The sequence below is a fragment of the Nocardia sp. CA-136227 genome (genome assembly GCF_050955695.1).
Lineage (GTDB): Bacteria > Actinomycetota > Actinomycetes > Mycobacteriales > Mycobacteriaceae > Nocardia.
Genome location: NZ_CP192081.1, coordinates 5,555,139 through 5,573,159, shown reverse-complemented (window position 1 = coordinate 5,573,159; position 18,021 = coordinate 5,555,139). Strand labels below are relative to the sequence as shown.

The following is an 18,021-nucleotide window of genomic DNA, read 5'->3' as shown; positions in this document are numbered from 1 at the left end:
ACTCATGCGTACCGGCCTCCGGCCCGCGGTTCCTCGCCGAGCTGTTCGCGCACCCAGTCCAGCATCCCCGGCACGGCCGCCTCGATCTGTTCGCGCACCAACGCGAAATCGGACTGGTCGCCGTAGTACGGGTCCGGCACCGAGCGACCGTCCGCGTCCGGGTCGAAACTGCGCAGCAGCCGCCGCCGATCCGACGGCACCCCCATCCGGGCCAGGTCCCGCTTGTGCCCGGTGTCGAGCGCCACCACCAGATCGGCGTCGCGGTGGTCGTCCCCGATCACCGCCGCACTGTGCCCGGTCGGATACCCGTGCGCGCTGAGCTCCCGATCAGTCCGGTAGTCGGCCTCGTCCCCGACATGCCAGCTGCCGGTCCCGGCACTGCTCACCCGCACCCGATCCGCCAATCCCGCGCGCTCGAGATGCGCGGCGAAGATCTTCTCGGCCATCGGGGACCGGCAGATATTGCCGGTGCAGATAAACGTCACATGCAGGTCGCCCACGACAGCCATTCTGGCCGGTAGGCGCGGACGGCGGCCACGTAGGGTGGACGGCTGTGCCGGACGACACCGAGTTCCAGGATTTCGACCATGCCAGGCTGCGGCACCACGGGGACGTGGACGCGCGGCCGGGCATGGTGGATTTCGCGGTGAACGTTCAGGGCAGCGCGCCGCCGGAATGGCTGCGGGAGCGGCTGGCGGGACGGCTGGGGGAGCTGGGCCGGTATCCGGGGGAGGCGGACGAGCGGGCGGCGCGGGCGGCGGTGGCCGCGCGGCACGGGCGCTCGGCCGACGAGGTGCTGTTGCTGGCCGGGGTGGCCGAGGGGTTCGCGATGCTGCCGCGGCTGGTGTCACGGCTGGCCGCGGTGATCCATCCGTCGTTCACCGAGCCGGAGCTGGCGCTGCGCGAGGCCGGGGCGCCGGTGGCGCGGGTGCTGCTGGAGCCGCCGTACTCGCTCGACGGTGTCGTGGTGCCCGAGGACGCGGATCTGGTGGTGGTGGGCAATCCCACGAACCCGACCTCCGTCCTGCACTCGGCGGACAGCATTCGGGCGCTGCGGCGGCCGGGGCGCATCGTGGTGGTGGACGAGGCGTTCGCCGACGCCGTGCCGGGCGAGTTGGAATCCCTTGCCGGAGAGAGTCATCCGGATGTGCTGGTGTTCCGGAGCCTCACCAAGACCTGGGCGCTGGCCGGACTGCGCTGCGGGTACGCGCTCGGCGCGCCGGAGGTGCTGGCGCGGTTGAATCACGGCCGCGCGCACTGGCCGCTGGGCACCCTGCAGCTGGAAGCCATCGCGGCGGTGAGCGAACCGGCCGCGGTCGCGCAGGCGCAGCGGATGGCCGAGCGCATCGCCGTTGATCGGGCCGCCATGATCCCGCGGCTGCGGGAACTGGGCGTCGAGGTGCACGAGCCCGCGGCCGGGCCGTTCCTGCTGATCCGGGTGCCGGACGCGGAACTGTTGCGAAAGCAGCTCGCGGACAAGGGGATCGCGGTGCGCCGCGGTGATACGTTCCCCGGGCTGGAAACGGGTTTCCTGCGGGTCGCGGTGCGGCCGGCGGAGGCGGTGGACCGGCTCGTCGCGGCCATTCGCGACGTGGGTGTGTGATCGTGGCAGGCAGGATCGAGCAGGAGGTTCGGTTGTGACGACGGTGCGGCTGTCGGATCTCATCGCGGCGCTGGAAGCGGCGTACCCGCCCGGACTGGCCGAGTCCTGGGATTCGGTGGGCTTGGTGTGCGGTGACCCGCGGGACTCGGTCTCGCGGGTGTTGTTCGCCGTCGACGCCACGGCCGGGGTCGTGGACGAGGCCATCGAGTGGGGCGCGCAGGCGCTGGTCGTGCACCACCCGCTGCTGCTGCGCGGAGTGGACACGGTCGCGGCCGACACCCCGAAAGGCGCGCTGCTGCACCGGCTCATCCGCTCCGGCTGCGCGCTGTTCAGCGCCCACACCAATGCCGACTCCGCCGATCCGGGCGTCTCGGACGCGCTCGCGGCGGCGATCGGACTCACCGTCACCGGCCCGCTCGATCCGAAACCGCTGACCGCCCTGGACAAGTGGGTGGTGCAGGTGCCGGTCACGCACCGCGACGCCGTGCTGGACGCCCTGTTCGCGGCGGGCGCGGGCCGGATCGGCGCCTACTCCGACGCCGCCTGGACGGTCGCGGGCACCGGCCAGTTCCGGCCCCTCGAGGGCGCCAACCCGGCCCTCGGCGTGGTCGGCGAGCTGCACGAGGTGTCCGAGGATCGCCTCGAGGTGGTGGCCCCGCCGTCGCGCCGGACCGCGATCCTGGCCGCCCTGCGCGAAGCCCACCCGTACGAGGAACCCGCCTATCACGTCACCGAGCGCGCCGACCTGCCGTCCGGCCTGGGCATCGGCCGCGTCGGCGAGCTGCCCGCCCCGGAAACCCTGCGCGAGTTCACCGCTCGCGTGCGTGCCGCTCTGCCCGCCACCACCTGGGGCGTGCGCGCCGCCGGGGACCCGGACCGGATCATCCGCACCGTCGCCGTCTGCGGCGGCGCGGGAGATTCCTTCCTGGGCAAGGTCTCCCGCCTCGGCGTGGACGCCTACGTCACCTCCGACCTGCGCCACCACCCCGCCGACGAACACCTGCGTGCGGGCGGCCCGGCCCTGATCGACGCCGCCCACTGGGCCACCGAGTTCCCCTGGTGCGGCCAGGCCGAAGGTGTGGTCCGCCACGCCCTGCCCGGGCTCGAGACCCGCGTCTCCACCCTCCGCACCGACCCGTGGACCCTGGGCGCTAACGCCTGCTGACCTGGGCACCACCCTGGTGGTTCGCGGCCGTCTCGATTCTGGACTGCGCTCCGCCTCCCCGCGCTTGGAGCGGAAACAGGAGCGAAGCGGAGGGGTGGAGGAGGGAAGAATCGAGACTTCGGGGCCGCGAACCGGCCCGGAGCGGAGCGGAGGGCAAATTTCACACGGTACGGTGGGTGTCTTGAATTCGTCCAGAGCGTCCAGGAGACCTTCGCGTTGAATGCCGAACCATCGATCCAGGCCAAGCTGCTCGACCTCGCCGCCGTCGACGTCGAGCTGACGCGGATCGAGCATCGCCGCAAGGTGCTGCCCGAGCAGCAGGACGTGGATCGGCTGGCGGCGGAGCGCTCCACTCGTAAGGACGAGGCGGTGAAGGCCGAGATCCTGATCGACGACCTCGATCGCGACATTCGCAAGCTGGAAGGCGAGATCGAGGCCGTCCGCAAGCGCGAGGAGCGCGACCGCGGCATGCTCACCGCCGGTTCGGTCGGGGCCAAGCAGCTCTCCGAACTGCAGCACGAGCTGACCAGCCTGGAACGCCGCCGCAAGGTCCTCGAGGACGACGAGATCGAGGTGATGGAGCGCCGCGAGGCCGCGGCCGCCGCGCACGCGCACGCCGGGGCCAACCTGGACCAGGCCGAGGCCGAACTGGTCGACGCCGAGCGCCTGCGCGACAGCGCGCTCGCCGACCTGGCCGTGGCCCAGCAGCGCTGCGACTCCGACCGCGAAGCCCTGACCCGGTCCGTCCCCGCCGACCTGCTCGCGGCCTACGACAAGCAGCGCACCACCTACGGTGTCGGCGCGGCCCTGCTCCAGGCCCGCCGCTGCGGCGCCTGCCGCATCGAACTGGACCGCGGCGAGATCTCCCGCATCACCCAGACCGCCCCCGATGTCGTGGTCCGCTGTCCCGAATGCGGCGCGATCCTGGTGCGCACCAAGCACTCCGGGCTCTGACCCGCCCGCCGCGCGCCCCTCGGCGCGCGGCACCCGTGCCGCCCCGCGTGGACCGGCACACGACACGACAGCCCGAATACCGCGAAACCAGCACGGCGACGCGACAGTATCGACGCCTGGCCCGCGCGGACCTCGACGCCACGGCGGCGTGACCCGCCGGCGGATTCTCGGACCTGCACGGAAGGTGAACAGCGTTGGTGGACATGGTGATCGTGGAGGCGGACGGCGGCTCGCGCGGCAATCCGGGCCCCGCCGGGTACGGCGCGGTGGTCTGGGACGCCGATCGTGCGCGCGTCCTGGCCGAGCGCAAGGAATTCCTCGGGGTCGTCACCAACAATGTCGCCGAATATCGCGGGCTCATCGCGGGTCTGGAGGCCGCCGCCGAGCTGGGTGCGCGGGAGGTGTCCGTGCGCATGGACTCCAAGCTGGTCGTCGAGCAGATGTCCGGCCGCTGGAAGGTCAAGCACGAGTCCATGATTCCGCTCGCCGATCGGGCGCGGCGGCTGGTGGCCGGGTTCGATCGGGTGAGCTTCGCGTGGATTCCGCGAAAGGAGAACTCGCACGCGGACCGGCTCGCCAACGAGGCCATGGACGACGCCGACACCGTCGCCGAGGTCCGCACGGCGCTGCGGGAGTCGGGTCAGGCGCTCGGCCGACCGGCCGAACTCGGATCCGGCGCATCGAATTCGACAGCGGCCGAACGCGATTCCGGGAGCGGACAGGGCACGCTGGGGCAGGTCGCCGCCGCGGTGGCGGGCGGCGTCGTGGACAGTCCCGCATCCGCTGCGACGCCCGCACCCGGCTGGACCGGGGCGATCGGGCGGCCGACGCGGCTGCTGCTGCTCCGGCACGGGCAGACGGAATTGTCGGTGGAGCGCCGGTATTCGGGCCGCGGCAATCCGCCGCTGACCGAGCTCGGGCGGCAGCAGGCCGAGAACGCCGCGGCCATGCTCGCCCGCAAGGGCGGGATCGAGGCCATCGTGTGCTCCCCGCTGGGCCGGGCGCGGGAGACCGCGGAGGCGGCCGGGAAGGCGCTCGGGCTGCCGGTGCGGGTGCTGGAAGGCTTGACCGAGACCGACTTCGGGGCCTGGGAGGGAATGACGTTCCTGGAAGCCCGGGACCAGGATCCGGAGCTGCACGGGCAGTGGCTGGGCGATCCCTCGATCCCCGCGCCCGGCGGCGAGAGCTTCGATCAGGTGCGGGAGCGCGTCGAGTCGGTGCGGCGGGATCTGGTGGCCTTGTATCCGGGCGCGAATGTGCTTGTGGTCAGCCATGTCACGCCGATCAAGACGCTGCTGCAACTGGCGCTCGGGGTGGGTCCGTCGCTGCTGTACCGGCTGCACCTGGATCTGGCGTCGTTGTCGATCGCGGAGTTCTATCCGGACGGCGGCTCGTCGGTGCGCCTGGTCAACGACACGTCGTATCTCTGAGGAGACTGGTAACCCCTTGCGCCGCAGGGGGTTCGGTTCACGGACGTAGGGTCGCCATCAGGAATTCGGTCTGGTCGTAGACGGCCTTCTCGAACCAGTCGTCGAAGTAGATGTCGAAATGGCCGATCGGATAACGCTTCACGGTGGCGTGCTTGGTCCGCTCGGCCGCCTTCACGGTGGGGCCCGCCGGGGCCACCGAGTCGTTGTCGCAGATCGCGTACAGCACAGGCGCTTTGATGTCCTTGACGTGCCGCGTCGGATTGTCGAACAGCGTCGACAGCCCGATCCGCGCCGCCACCTTCGGCCGGTACTGCGCGCTCTCCTCGGCGAGCCGCCCGAATCCGGCGGGCACGTCGGCCGCGCTCATCAATGCCGCGGAGTGCTTCTTGCCCGCCAGCCGCGCGGTGATCGGACGCCGAATGATCGTCCCCACCACCTGATCCGTCACCGCCAGCGTCCCGGTCTTGATCAGACTGAACGGTCCCTTCGCCAGTGCCGAGGACCAGCCGCTGGTGAACGGGCACTGTGCCACCACCGCCGCGATGTAATGGTCGTCGGGAGCGACGGCGAGTACATGCCCGCCGCCGAAAGAACTGCCCCACAAAGCGATTCGCGTCGCGTCGATCCCGCGAATCGTGCGCGCGAACGCGATCGCCGCGTGCCAGTCCTCACGCTGGCGCGCGATATTGATCACCTGCCGGGGCTCGCCCCCACTGGCCCCGAAATGCCGATAGTCGAAGGCCAGAGCCGCGATTCCCACCGACGCGAAACGGCGCGCGTACCGATCCAACCCCATTTCCCGGTCCGCCCCCAGCCCGTGCCCCATGACCACCAGCGGGCGCGGACGCGGCGGTCCATCCGGGAGATACAGCCAGCCGGCGCACTGTTCGACACCCGAAGGGAACCCCACCTCGACACGCTCCATGACGCCCTACCGTACCCTGGTGGCCGCGGACGAGTCGGTCGGGCGGCCGCGGCGAGAGGAACGGGCAACACGTGTGCCACAGCCTGTCGCCGAGGAAAGTCCGGACTCCGGAGAGCAGGGCGGTTGTTAACGGCAACCCGGGGCAACCCGCGGGACAGTGCCACAGAAAACAAACCGCCGGCGGGCCGCACTTCGCGAGAAGTGCACCGCCGGTAAGGGTGAAACGGTGCGGTAAGAGCGCACCAGCGTGCCGGGTGACCGGCGCGGCTAGGTAAACCCCGCCCGGAGCAAGGTCGAAGGCCGCACTCGCGAGAGTGCGGCTGCGCAGGTGTTCGAGGGCTGCTCGCCCGAGCCTGCGGGTGGACCGCTCGAGGCACCCGGCAACGGTGTGTCCAGATGGATGGTCGCCACCCGGCGTTTCGACGTCGGGGACAGGATCCGGCTTACAGACCGACTCGTCCGCCTTTCCCCGTCGCGGGGTTCACCGTCCGGTGCCATCATGGAGGCACACCGTCGGATTTCCGATGGCGCGGAGATATTTTCGCGGAGCTCGCCATGGATGTTCTGTATCTGTTGATCGGATGGCTCGCCGCCATCGTCGTGATCGCCGGAATCGGCCTGGCGGCCGGGGTACGGGTGGTCACGCAATACGAGCGGGGCGTGGTGTTCCGGCTCGGGCGGGTGCGGGCCGTGCGGGATCCCGGATTGCGGCTGCTGATTCCCGGTGTGGACAAGATGTCGAAGATCTCCCTGCAGGTGGTCACGATGCCGGTGCCCGCGCAGGAGGGCATCACGCGGGACAATGTGACGGTCCGGGTGGACGCGGTCGTGTATTTCCGGGTCGTGGATCCGATCCGCGCCCTCATCGAGGTGCAGGACTATCTGTTCGCGGTCGCGCAGGTGGCGCAGACATCCCTGCGTTCGATCATCGGCAAGAGCGAACTCGACGATCTGCTGTCGAATCGGGAGCAGCTCAACAAGGGCCTCGAATTGCTCATCGACTCGCCCGCCCTGAACTGGGGCGTGCACATCGACCGCGTCGAGATCAAGGACGTCGCCCTGCCGGACGCGCTGAAGCGTTCCATGTCCCGCCAGGCCGAGGCCGAACGCGAACGCCGCGCCCGCATCATCTCCGCCGAGGGCGAATTGCAGGCCTCGCGGAAGCTGGCGCAGGCCGCCGCCAATATGTCCGACGCCCCCGCCGCCTTGCAGCTGCGATTCCTGGAGACCGTGGTTCAGGTTGCGGCGGAGAAGAATTCGACCCTGGTGTTGCCGTTCCCGGTGGAGCTGCTGCGTTTCCTCGAGCGCAGCGGGCGGATGCCGGCCGAGACCGCGCCGGAGGAGCCCGGCGCGTCGCAAGAGATGAGGGAGTAAGTCATGGCTGGTGTCGTTCAACCGGCGGCCATCGTGGTGCTGTTCGCCATCGCGTATGGATTCAAACTCTTCAGTGCCAAGTTCCCGGGCGGACTGCGCGGTAGGTAGGCGCACCGCGCGGCGAGCAGTGCGGCCGCGGGAAAACAGGCGGGCGGGCGGCGTGATCGACACCGCTCGCCCTTTTCCCTGCGCGAACCATCCGGTTGGATAAGAATTGCGGCGCGCCACACGGTGTGTACCGGCGCGGCTCGGCGTGTCGGGCGGGTTATCCGCCTTGAACTGGCACCGAACGTGATCGACGTCATAAAGTGTTGCGCGTTGGAAAGTCCCGTAGCGGTCCGCGACGGGACAAGGGCTCGACAATCGTCGGAAAGCAGGTCTCGTCTCAATGCGAATTGCTCGCAAACTGGCAGTGGGGGCGCTTCTCGCCGCTGCCGCCTCCGCTGTGCTGGGTGCCGGTTCTGCCTCCGCGGTGGCCGTGACGCCGCTGCCGGGCGGAATTCAGGTGGATCTCACCGCGGCGGACACTCAGTGGGTGGCGCAGAACCACTTCGGACAGGTCATCGCCGGCCTGCCGCATCCGTCGGCCGCGTCGTTCGGGGAAGCCCTGGACTCGGCCGCGTTGCTGTCGTCGCAGTACCCGGGCGGCCGCGTGGTGTTCACCGTGTACGGTCCGTTCAACGAGCTGAACGGCACGATGCTGGCCCTGCAGTAGGGCCAGTCTCCGCAGTGGAACTGCATCAACGGATCGTGTCGGCGCCGGTGGACTTCGGCGCCGTCCGAACCGAGTTCGGACTGGCCTCGGACTACCCGTCCGAGGCCGTCTCGGAAGCCCGCGACGCGGTCGACGCGTTCGCGGGCGCCCGAGCCGACCGGCGGGAGATTCCGCTGGTCACCATCGATCCCCCGGGTGCCATGGATCTGGACCAGGCCGTCTGCCTGGAGCGCACCCCGAGCGGCGGATTCCTCCTCCACTACGCCATCGCCGACGTCGCCGCGGTGGTCGTCCCCGGCGGGCCGCTGGCCCGCGCGTCCCTGGCCCGCGGCCAGACCTTCTACTTCCCCGACGGCACCGTCCCGCTGCACCCGCCGGTGCTGAGCGAGGGCCTCGCCAGCCTGCTGCCCGACGTCGACCGCCCGGCCGCGCTGTGGACCATCGAATGCGACGCGCACGCCGAACCGGTGCGGTTCTCGGTGACCCGCGCACTGGTCCGCTCCCGCGCCCGCCTCGACTATCAGGGCGTGCAGGCCGACGCCGACAACGGCCGCCTGCACCCGTCGATCGCCGCGCTGCCCGACTTCGGGCGGCTGCGCATCGCGGCCGGCATCGAGCGCGGCGCGATCACGCTGCGACTGCCCGCCCAGACCGTGGTGCGCGACGGTGCGCAATCCGGAGTCGATCACTGGCAACTCGCTATCGAGCCGCGCACCGCCGCGGACGATTGGAACGAACAGGTCTCCCTGCTGACTGGTATGTGTGCGGCCAGAATCATGCTCGATGGACATAACTCGAACGGCTCCGGCAAACCCGCGCTCCCGGGTTTGCTGCGGACCATGCCCCCGGCTCCGCCCGCCGCCATCGAGTCCATGCGGCGCACCGCCGCGGCGGTCGGGGTGGCCTGGCCACCGGACGAGTCGGTGGGTCGCATGCTGGCTGGTCTGGACTGCAATACTCCCGCCGCCCTGGTGCTCATGTCGGAGGCCGTCAGCCTGCTGCGCGGCGCATCCTACACGATTCTGAACGGTCAGGACCCGGAAACCCTGCGGCACAGCGCGATCGCCGGGACCTATGCTCACGTGACCGCTCCGCTGCGGCGCCTGGCCGACCGCTACGCCACCGAGATCTGCCTGGCCTACTGCGCGAAAACCGAAGTCCCGCACTGGGTCCACGACGAGCTCGCCGCCGCTGTCGACACCATGCGCCGTACCGACGCCCTGGCCGGGAAGGTCGACCGCGCCTGCCTGGACCTCACCGAGGCCACCGTCCTGTCCCCGCGCCTGCACACCGACTTCGACGCGGTCGTGCTCCGCGAGGCCAACGGCACCCGCCCCGCCGAGATCTTCATCGCCGACCCACCCGTGCTGGCCAAGTGCATCGGCCGCCCACCCGAAGGCGAGAACGTCAAGGTCCGCCTCGCCGAGGCTGACCCCGTGACCCGCACGGTCACCTTCAGCTACCCCGCCGGACCAGCGCCTTCGACGTCATACTCGACGTCATGACCGTCGAACCGTTTCCGCAGTGGTTGCGCCCCCCGCAGTCCGCGTTCGATTCGCGCCGTGATGTTTTCCACTGTCAGACAGTCTTTCGTCTGCGGCGCATGCATGGGCATGGGGCTGATCGATGTGTAGGGCACGAGCATCCATGCACCCGCGCCGCCGAGGCCGAGACCGGCCGCACCACTGCGATCATCACACCCTCTTGGATTTCGAAGATTCTGTGAAAGTGCTTTGTGCGCAAGGGGAACAATACCGCCCGGCGGACATAAGATTCGTTCTCTCGCAGGATAAATCGTCCACCAAGGGCTTCGGCCATGATCAACCAGGAGTACGCGGCCAGCACAACCCCAAGGCTTAAAGCTCGAGCTAGCGGGTCAACAGGACGCGATCCCTACGGAGCCGTTGAGGCTGGTGTGAAAGAGGAGGCAGACCAGGTGGTTCGCGGCAGAATACGAGCCGTTCGAAGATCCGGTGGTGTCGACGGGCTGTGCGGCGGTGACCGGCAGTGGCTCGGCTTGGGCGGGGGCGGCGAGGAGGGTAGCGGGGGTGCAGAGGCCGGCCGTGACGGCCAAGGCACCGAGGAACTTCTTCGAATTCATTTGGGACTCCATCTGTTTCGATCTGGACGGGAGTCAGTATCACAGTTTCGGGGCGCGCGCCTGTAGACCCGATAGCTGGGGTTACTTCTGTGTCAGGGAGCGTCTCGAGCAGCAACAGTCCCAGCCCGTCTCAGTTTTCCTGATCCGGCTCTTCTTCGAGCCTTCTGATGAGGGCCGAGGCGACGAGGCCGACGACGCGGTCTTCGTCGTGGGCCAGTTGTCGCAAGATGTCCAGCGCGATGGCCCCCGGCATCTCGGCGAGCGCCTGGGTCAGTCGCACCCGTACCGCCGAGTCCGCTGTGTGCGCGGTGAGTTCGTCTGCCAGCGCATTCATGATCAGGTCCGCCCACTTCGCGTCCTGTGCCAATGCTCCCAAGAGCTCGGCCGCCTCGACATCGTTCGGCCCCTTGACCACCGTATCGACCAGTGCCGGCACAGCCCGGGCCACGCCCCGCGCACCGAGTGAGAGAGCGGCATGTCTGCGGACCGTGGCGTCGGCGTCCCCGAGCGCGTCCGTAAGTATCGTGGTCGCTTCGTCGCCCGGTAGCTCGGCGAGTGCCAGGACCGCGCGCCGCCGGACTTCGACGTCTTCCGAGGCCAGGCCGAACGCCACGCTCGCCATGCCGTCGCCGTTGGCCCGGGCGAGTGCCCACCGAAGGGCCCCGGCAACGTTCGGATCGGATTCGGTCAGGATCGCCTCGGCCAGCAGTTCGGCAGGCACCGGCACGTCCTCGGCGGGGGCGAGGACGGCCTGCTGTCGCCGGGCGGCACTGCGCGAACGGAGTCCGTGCAAGAGCTCGACTATGCGTAGGACGTCTTGCCAGCCGCCTGGATCGGCGGCATCTACGGTACGGAGCCGCTCGAGGAGTTCTTGCTCCCGGTTCAGTCGTGCTTCGGTCCTTCGAATGAGGTCACCGACCAGTATGGACAGGCTGAATCCAGGATCGTCGAGAGCCTGTCCGATTTGGCGCAGGGAAAGTCCCAGCGACCGCAACCCCTCCACATGGAAGATCCGCCGGATATCGTCGGGTGAGTATTCCCTGTAGCCACTCACGGTGCGGCCTGTCGGTCGTACCAGCCCGAGGGAGTCGTAGTGCCTGAGCATCCGGGCGCTCACTCCCGAGAATCGCGCCACGTCGCCGATCAGCACGCCGTTGCCTCCTCCCGATCCGGACCGAGTGCGACGACCCGTCTCGCCTCACCGATAGCGAGGTCGAATCCGGCATCCGGGTCACTCAGGAGCCGCTGCGTGGCGCTCGCGTGCGCCCGCATCGTCGGGTCGTGACTTGTCATCGCCGCCTGCAGGACCGGCTCGACCACCTCGCCGAGTGCAACCAGAGCCCGGCTCAGACTCAGCCGTACCTCGCAGTCACCTCGGCCGAATTGCGTGGCCAGTTCCGCGGCCAGCCCCTCCTTCACCTCCTCCTCGTCGGGCACGAGAACGACCGCAGCGCGCCATGCACTCCGCGCGACCTCGTCGTCGGCATCGTGCAGCATCGAATGCGTAATCGCTGACCAGGTATTCGGGTCCCCGATCTTGGACAGCGTGTGCAACGCTTGGCTGCGGGCTTGCGCGTGTTCGGAATAGAGCTCCGCCCGTAGTGCGGGAACGGTGATCTCGCGCGGGAGGCGGGTCAGCGCCCACGTGAGCATGTCGCGCACGAAGAAGTCCGGCTCGATCGCGCACCGCTCTACGAGTGCATCGACGAAGAAGGGCTCGGGATGCGTGCCGGCTGCCAGAGCCGCCTCGAGCCGGGTCGATGAGTTCGCAGCGGCCAATGCCTCGAACAGTCGCATAGTGTGTGGGTTCCTGTGTGTCGAGTTGATGGGGACCACCTCCGACAGCCATTCAATGCCTTTACACAGTGACAAGGTCAAGCACGCACGGCCGATGTCGTGGCATCGCTGTACTCCACGATCACATAGGTAGTCGGCCGTCGCGTCCATCCTGGGCTGGGCAGGGCATGCGGAAGACAGGCATAGCCCACCTGAGGTTTCCCCGCTATCTCGGAGGGCTTGCCAGGTCGGTGTCAGACGGTGGCGACGATCTTGCCAATGCGGATAGCGGTGGCTGCGACGATGTCGTCGAGGGCGAACACGGTGTCGATTATGGGATGCGATGTGCCGCTGCGGAAACCTGCCAGGCTACGCGGAAACCGGTTGCCGCCAGGCAACTCTCACGAGCGCTGTCCAGCGCCGAAGGTGCTCACGATCACCTGTGCTCGACGGCATGCCGACCAGATCGGCAGCGGCAAACCTCGGTGCTCACTTCCCGACCCGCGCGCGTCGAAGTGCCGATCAGTCTGATCACGGCTGCCGCGGATTCTGGGTCACCGACGACGAAGATGGTAAGGCGGCAAGCAGATTCGTCGTAGGTCCAGTGGACGTTGAGCTGCACTGGGACGCTCGAGTCGCCGATCGCGGTCGCGGCGAGGTGTGCGGTGATCCGGTCCATCGCGAGACGGTCGACGTCGTCGATGTGCACGACAGACGAAACGTGCACGTGTGGGGTACTGATCGGTTCGTCGGGTACCACGCCGGTGAAGGCACGAAGGTCCCGTTCGCTGATTCGGTACTGCTTGCCCATCCGCACGGCCGGCAGGCGGCCGTCTCGAACGTATCCGCGCACGGTACGCACATGCAATCCGAGAATGGCAGCCACCTGTTCGGCCGAATACAGAGCCACGGTCATCAACACAACGTACCGGGCGGTTAGCAGGAGACATCAGTTTGAGTGAGCCGGACCAGGATCGGCGGCTTGGAGAATCTGACGCCGGCCAACGCGCCCGCATGGGCTGACTCGATGGTGGTACGAAGACAGCTCGGTGCAGGTCGAGCAGCTCGATCGCCGTCCCCGCAGTGTCTCGAACCCGTCGTCACCTATCTGAACATTTGTAATAAACAGATGTATTGCACAAACGCACTAAACGGCTGTCTGCCATCAACACAGTTCCGCCACACCGACTTTGAGGACAGGGCCTAGGACCGTGCGTCAGCTCAGTGGGTGGTGGTGGACGAATTCCACGGCGTCCGGGTACTCGCCGAGGGCCTTGGCGGCCGCGGCTTCCTCGGCGTCGCAGAGGTGTCGGTAGCCGGAGTCGGCGGTGTCGGCGACGTGGGTGCGGATGGTGAGGAGGGCTTCGACGGCGTCGCGGTGGTCGCCGAGGACGCCCTGGAGGTGTTTGGCCTTCTTGCCGAGGTCTTCGGCGGGTTTGCCGAGGACGGCGGTAGCGGCTTCGGCGGAGTAGCGCAATCGCTTGGCGGCCTTGCGGATATCGTGCAGGCGCTCGATGCGTTCGGGGCCGGAAAGCCCGTGTTCGGAGTGGACGAGGTGGCGTAGCTCGCGCAGGTCGCGGCGCAGCACCTTGGTGAAGACCGGCTCGGCGGGTTCGTCCGCGTGGGAGTGCTTCAGGGGCGGGTCGGTGATCAGGCCGTGCAGGGTGCTGAGCAGGGCGGTGTAGCGGTCGCCGTCGAACGCGTGGACCACCTCGCGGTGCGCGTCGGCGTAGATCTGCCGTTCCTCGGCGACCAGGCGGTGACCGAAATCCCGGTGGGGAGAGGGGGTCTCGTCAGTCTGGTGGGACGGCGGGCTATCGCTGGCCGTGTCATCGTCCAGCAGGGCCGCGAAGCGTTCGGCGCGGACCTCGGCGTCTCGGGCGACGCCGAGCAGTCCGGCCATCCAGCGCAGCTCGTCGGTGATCTGGCCGACGGCCTTGCGGCGCAGCACCCGGCGGTAGGACTTCAGTACGCTGCGCAGCCGCCGGGTGGCCACCCGCATCTTGTGTACCGAGTCCGGAAGGTCCTGGCGCACATCGGGTTCGGCCGTACACAGCCGGTCCACATCGGCGGCTACTGCGTCGACCAAGGCGGGACCGGCTGTGGTGCTCATCTACGTCCTGTACTTGTCCGTGGCTTCCACCAGATGGTGGGTGATGCCGGGTTCGAGGGCCGCGTGGCCGGCGTCGGCCACCACGTGCAGTTCCGAGCCGGGCCAGGCCCGATGCAGATCCCAGGCGCTGGTGGCCGGGCACACGACGTCGTAGCGGCCCTGCACGATGACGCCGGGAATGTGGGCGATGCGGTCGATGTCGCGCAGCAGCTGTCCCTCGTCGAGGAAGCCGCCGTGGACGAAGTAGTGGTTCTCGATGCGCGCGAAGGCCAGCGCGAAGCGCGGATCGGCGGTCTCGGCGACCCGATCCGGCTGGGGCAGCAGGGAACTCGTGGCACCCTCCCAGGTGGACCACGCGACGGCCGCGTCGGTGGCGAGAGCGGCATCGGGGGAGTGCAGCAGGCGGTGATAGACCTCGACGAGGTCACGCCCGCGGTCGGCTTCCGGCACCGGCGCCAGGAACTTCTCCCACTCGTCGGGGTACACGTACCCCGCGGAGCCATTGTAGTACCAATCGATTTCCTTGCGCCGCAACAGGAATATGCCGCGCAGCACCAGCTCGGTGACCCGGTCCGGGTGGGTCTGCGCGTAGCTCAGCGCCAGCGTCGAACCCCACGATCCGCCGAACACCAGCCACCGCTCGATGCCCAGATGCGTTCGCAGCCTTTCGATATCGGCGACCAGATCCCAGGTGGTGTTGTGCTCGAGGCTCGCTCCGTCGGCGATGTGCGGCGTCGACTGCCCGCACCCGCGCTGATCGAACAGCACGATCCGGTACGCCTCGGGATCGAAGAACTGCCGGTGATAGGGCGCGGTGCCGCCGCCCGGTCCACCGTGCAGGAAGACGGCGGGCTTGCCGTCCGGATTGCCGCTCACCTCGTAGTAGAGCGACTGACCGTCACCGACCTCCAGCTTGCCCTGCTCGTAGGGCTCGATCGCCGGGTACAGGGTGCGCATCAGCCCGCCACCAGCCCCGCGGCCATGTTCGGGATCTCCAGCGCCGACAGCGTCTGATCACGGACGTCGGAACAGCTCTTGGTGGTGACCCGGTCGACCACGCCCCGATCGCCCGGCAGTTGCAGCAGGAAGCCGTTCTGGGTGGCCCACTGCAGCACGGTCGCGTTGAACGCGATCTTGCCCAGCGTCGGCCCCTGCACCCGCCAGTCCGACAGCTGCGGGCGCAGCATGTCACAGATCTGCTTGGCCTGATCCTCGGAAATGTTCAAGGCCGCACCGGTGCTCGGGGCGGTCGTCGGCGCCGAGGTGAGCGGCGAGCCGGAGCCCTTGGGCTGCGACGACCCGGTGGAGGTGTTGTCCCCGCACGCCGCGGTCAGCGCGACGGCGGCCAACGCCGCGCCCAGCAGCGAGGTACGGCGGATCCAGCGACTCGTTCCACGATCCATGAATTCCCTTTGGTCGTTCCAGCTCGTTGGCTTTCGAGTCTGCCACCAAATTCGCGCTGTGGACCGAGTCGACGGGCCCGAAGGCTGAGAGATAGCCGGAAGCTATGGAACGCGGGCGGGTGGGGCGTCGTCGGGTGGCCTCAGCGAAACGCCCCCGCGATCATCGCGGGGGCGTTCTCGTTCGGTACGCGGCCGGACGGCTCAGTAGCTGTGCTCCGGGCCGGGGAACACCCCGCGCCGCACCTCGTCGGCGTAAGTGGCTGCGGCGGTGCGCAATTGCCCGCCCACATCCGCGAACTGCTTGACGAACTTGGCGGTCTTGCCGCCGGTGTAGCCCACCATGTCCTGCCAGACCAGCACCTGCGCATCGCATTCCGCGCCCGCGCCGATGCCGACGGTCGGAATGGTCAGCTTGCGGGTGACCTGCCCGGCCAGCTCCGCGGGCACCATCTCCATCACGACGGAGAAGGCGCCGGCCTCCTGCACCGCGATCGCGTCGGCGACGAGCTGCTCGGCCCCGTCGCCGCGGCCCTGCACCCGGAATCCGCCCAGCGTGTTGACGCTCTGCGGGGTGAACCCGATGTGCGCCATCACCGGGATGCCGGCGGCGGTCAGCTTGTGGATGGTGTCGGCGACGCGCTCGCCGCCCTCCAGCTTCACCGCGTGCGCCCCCGTCTCCTTCATGAACCGCACGGCCGTGGCCAGCGCCTGCTCGGGGGAGGACTCGTAGCTGCCGAACGGCAGGTCGGCCACGACCAGCGCGTGCGGAGCGCCCTTCACCACGCCGCGGACCAGCGGAATCAGCTCGTCGACGGTGATCGCCACGGTGGTGTCGTAGCCGTACACCACATTGGCGGCCGAGTCGCCGACCAGGAGGACCGGAATCCCGGCCTCCTCGAAGAGCCGAGCGGTGGAGTAGTCGTAGGCGGTGAGCATGGACCAGCGTTCGCCCGCCTGCTTCATCTGCTGCAGGTGCTGCACTCGCGTCTTCCGCTTCCGCTCCGCCTCCCCGCGCTTGGGAGTTTTCGGCGCCGAACCGTACACAGGGGTTTCCGCATCGGATACGGACATCATCGTCCCTTTCGTCGTTCCTCGAGGCCCGTGCCGGGTCCCCGGGTTGTTCTGACGTCCTCAGTCTGCCATCGCGGCCGCTCACCCCAGGAATGCGATTCCTCACATCTCAGCCGACCGGTCCCTTCGCCAGTTGGACCCGCGCGGACCGGTTCTGCCCGGTCGCGTCGGTCCACTTCAAGGTGACGGTGTCGCCCGGATGGTGCAGGTCCATGGTGGCGGTGAGGTCGGTGGCCGTGGTGATGGTGTGGTCGTCGAGGCCGGTGATGACGTCGCGGGCGGCCAGCCCGAGCTGATCGGCGGGCCCGCCCTGCACCACGCCCCGGATCTGCGCGCCGCCCCCGGCCGAGGTCACCGAGACGCCGATGAAGGCGGTGTCGCCGATGTGGATGCGGTCCGAGCCCTGGCCCGCCTGGATCTGCTTGGCCACCCCGACGGCCTTGTTGATCGGGATGGCGAAGCCCTGACCGCCGCCGATGCTGAACCGGAAGCCCTTGGACGCGGCCGTGTCCATGCCGATCACCTTGCCGGTCGCGTCGACCAGCGGGCCGCCGGAATCGCCGGGTTCGATATTCGCGGCCACCTGGATGAGACCGGTCAGCTGCTCGGAGCTGCCGGTGGCGTCGTCGCTGGCGGTGATGGACCGGTTCAGCGCGGTCACCGTGCCCTGGGCGGGAGTGGGCTCGCCGCGGCCGCCGGCATTGCCGACACCGACCACGGGGTCGCCGACCGTCACCTTGTCGGAGTCGCCGAGCGGCGCGGTCTGCAACCCGGACGCCCCGCTCAGTTTGATGACGGCCATGTCCTCGCTGCGATCGAACCCGACCACGGTGGCCTCGTAGGTCTGCCCGTTCCCGAGATCGGTTGCCGAGATCTTGGTCGCGCCCTCCACCACGTGATTGTTGGTGAGCACGAGGCCGTCCGAGCCCAGCACGATGCCGGTGCCCGCGCCCTCGCCGTTCTGCAGCCCCAGCTCGGTGTCGATATCCACGATGCCCGGTACCGCATTTCGCGCGGCCGCGTCGAGATCGGCTGGCGCGGTGGTGAAGTCGATGGGCTGGCTCTTCGTCACCCCGCCCGGCGATTCCGCGATCGGCGCACCCGGCATGGTCGAGGGCCCGCACGCGACCAGTCCCAGCGTGGCGGTCAGCGCGACCACCGCCGCCGCGGCGATACGCAGCGCGCGGGGGCGGGACGAGCGGGTGGTGGACCGATTCGGCGAAAGTGGTTGCACGGACATGGCATCCCCTCGTACGTAGAGCCCCCCGGTTCTCTCCCATTAAGCATGCGGTTTCTGAGAGCGGCCTGGGGACTTTCCGTGCGAACACCCACGTACCGGACAGGACCGGCACCGAACCTCCACCATCGCCGAAACCGTGACATGGCACGAT

General features: G+C 68.9%; 18 protein-coding genes and 1 other RNA gene. 8 read left to right on the top strand and 11 right to left on the bottom strand.

Going from position 1 to position 18,021, the window contains the following annotated elements:
* Nucleotides 1-2: 2 nt before the first annotated feature.
* A complete protein-coding gene (locus tag ACQP06_RS25780) occupies nucleotides 3-509 on the bottom strand; it encodes a low molecular weight protein-tyrosine-phosphatase (protein WP_433667010.1) in 507 nt (168 codons plus the stop codon).
* A gap of 44 nt (nucleotides 510-553) precedes the next feature.
* Here ACQP06_RS25780 and cobC point away from each other — a divergent pair, with 44 nt between their 5' ends.
* The 4 genes from cobC to ACQP06_RS25760 all read left to right on the top strand — a co-directional run bounded on the left by cobC (nucleotide 554) and on the right by ACQP06_RS25760 (nucleotide 5,152).
* Nucleotides 554-1,603 (top strand): Rv2231c family pyridoxal phosphate-dependent protein CobC, encoded by a 1,050-nt coding sequence (gene cobC / locus ACQP06_RS25775; RefSeq protein ID WP_433667009.1) that lies wholly within the window; start codon nucleotides 554-556, stop codon nucleotides 1,601-1,603.
* 34 nt (nucleotides 1,604-1,637) lie between these two features.
* Nucleotides 1,638-2,768, top strand: coding sequence for a Nif3-like dinuclear metal center hexameric protein (locus ACQP06_RS25770; RefSeq protein WP_433667008.1), 1,131 nt, complete (start codon nucleotides 1,638-1,640; stop codon nucleotides 2,766-2,768).
* Nucleotides 2,769-2,984: 216 nt separating this feature from the next.
* Complete coding sequence (locus ACQP06_RS25765; RefSeq protein ID WP_357096844.1) at nucleotides 2,985-3,722, top strand: zinc ribbon domain-containing protein; 738 nt, start codon at nucleotides 2,985-2,987, stop codon at nucleotides 3,720-3,722.
* 197 nt (nucleotides 3,723-3,919) lie between these two features.
* Nucleotides 3,920-5,152 carry a bifunctional RNase H/acid phosphatase gene (locus ACQP06_RS25760; RefSeq protein WP_433673434.1) on the top strand — a complete coding sequence of 411 codons (1,233 nt, stop codon included), beginning with the start codon at nucleotides 3,920-3,922 and terminating at the stop codon, nucleotides 5,150-5,152.
* 37 nt (nucleotides 5,153-5,189) lie between these two features.
* On the opposite strand, the gene ACQP06_RS25755 is transcribed toward ACQP06_RS25760, so the two are convergent.
* Nucleotides 5,190-6,077 (bottom strand): alpha/beta hydrolase, encoded by an 888-nt coding sequence (locus tag ACQP06_RS25755; protein WP_433667007.1) that lies wholly within the window; start codon nucleotides 6,075-6,077, stop codon nucleotides 5,190-5,192.
* Between the two features lie 30 nt (nucleotides 6,078-6,107).
* Here ACQP06_RS25755 and rnpB point away from each other — a divergent pair.
* The 4 genes from rnpB to ACQP06_RS25735 all read left to right on the top strand — a co-directional run bounded on the left by rnpB (nucleotide 6,108) and on the right by ACQP06_RS25735 (nucleotide 9,671).
* Nucleotides 6,108-6,539, top strand: an RNA gene (gene rnpB, locus ACQP06_RS25750) — RNase P RNA component class A.
* A 93-nt stretch (nucleotides 6,540-6,632) separates the two neighbouring features.
* Complete coding sequence (locus ACQP06_RS25745; RefSeq protein ID WP_433667006.1) at nucleotides 6,633-7,451, top strand: slipin family protein; 819 nt, start codon at nucleotides 6,633-6,635, stop codon at nucleotides 7,449-7,451.
* A 388-nt stretch (nucleotides 7,452-7,839) separates the two neighbouring features.
* Nucleotides 7,840-8,166, top strand: a complete 327-nt coding sequence (locus ACQP06_RS25740; RefSeq protein WP_357096850.1) for a hypothetical protein — start codon at nucleotides 7,840-7,842, stop codon at nucleotides 8,164-8,166.
* 14 nt (nucleotides 8,167-8,180) lie between these two features.
* Nucleotides 8,181-9,671: an RNB domain-containing ribonuclease gene (locus ACQP06_RS25735; protein WP_433667005.1), complete on the top strand. Its 1,491-nt coding sequence runs from the start codon at nucleotides 8,181-8,183 to the stop codon at nucleotides 9,669-9,671.
* A 371-nt stretch (nucleotides 9,672-10,042) separates the two neighbouring features.
* Here ACQP06_RS25735 and ACQP06_RS25730 read toward each other — a convergent pair whose 3' ends face one another.
* The 9 genes from ACQP06_RS25730 to ACQP06_RS25690 form a co-directional block, all read right to left on the bottom strand.
* Complete coding sequence (locus ACQP06_RS25730; RefSeq protein WP_433667004.1) at nucleotides 10,043-10,267, bottom strand: hypothetical protein; 225 nt, start codon at nucleotides 10,265-10,267, stop codon at nucleotides 10,043-10,045.
* A 130-nt stretch (nucleotides 10,268-10,397) separates the two neighbouring features.
* Nucleotides 10,398-11,417 carry a HEAT repeat domain-containing protein gene (locus ACQP06_RS25725; protein WP_433667003.1) on the bottom strand — a complete coding sequence of 340 codons (1,020 nt, stop codon included), beginning with the start codon at nucleotides 11,415-11,417 and terminating at the stop codon, nucleotides 10,398-10,400.
* Nucleotides 11,411-12,064 carry a HEAT repeat domain-containing protein gene (locus tag ACQP06_RS25720; protein ID WP_433667002.1) on the bottom strand — a complete coding sequence of 218 codons (654 nt, stop codon included), beginning with the start codon at nucleotides 12,062-12,064 and terminating at the stop codon, nucleotides 11,411-11,413. Before ACQP06_RS25720 ends, ACQP06_RS25725 begins: the two co-directional genes overlap by 7 nt.
* 415 nt (nucleotides 12,065-12,479) lie before the next feature.
* Complete coding sequence (locus ACQP06_RS25715; protein WP_433667001.1) at nucleotides 12,480-12,959, bottom strand: helix-turn-helix domain-containing protein; 480 nt, start codon at nucleotides 12,957-12,959, stop codon at nucleotides 12,480-12,482.
* A 300-nt stretch (nucleotides 12,960-13,259) separates the two neighbouring features.
* A complete protein-coding gene (locus ACQP06_RS25710; protein WP_433667000.1) occupies nucleotides 13,260-14,156 on the bottom strand; it encodes a CHAD domain-containing protein in 897 nt (298 codons plus the stop codon).
* The gene (gene pip, locus ACQP06_RS25705) at nucleotides 14,157-15,113 is read right to left on the bottom strand and encodes a prolyl aminopeptidase (RefSeq protein WP_433666999.1); all 957 of its coding nucleotides are present in this window, start codon (nucleotides 15,111-15,113) and stop codon (nucleotides 14,157-14,159) included.
* Nucleotides 15,113-15,559: a hypothetical protein gene (locus tag ACQP06_RS25700; RefSeq protein WP_433666998.1), complete on the bottom strand. Its 447-nt coding sequence runs from the start codon at nucleotides 15,557-15,559 to the stop codon at nucleotides 15,113-15,115. The genes pip and ACQP06_RS25700 overlap by 1 nt, the downstream gene beginning before the upstream one ends.
* A 201-nt stretch (nucleotides 15,560-15,760) precedes the next feature.
* Complete coding sequence (gene panB / locus ACQP06_RS25695; protein WP_433666997.1) at nucleotides 15,761-16,630, bottom strand: 3-methyl-2-oxobutanoate hydroxymethyltransferase; 870 nt, start codon at nucleotides 16,628-16,630, stop codon at nucleotides 15,761-15,763.
* 109 nt (nucleotides 16,631-16,739) lie between these two features.
* On the bottom strand, nucleotides 16,740-17,870 hold the full coding sequence (locus ACQP06_RS25690; protein ID WP_433666996.1) for a S1C family serine protease: 1,131 nt from the start codon (nucleotides 17,868-17,870) through the stop codon (nucleotides 16,740-16,742).
* Between the last annotated feature and the right edge of the window lie 151 nt (nucleotides 17,871-18,021).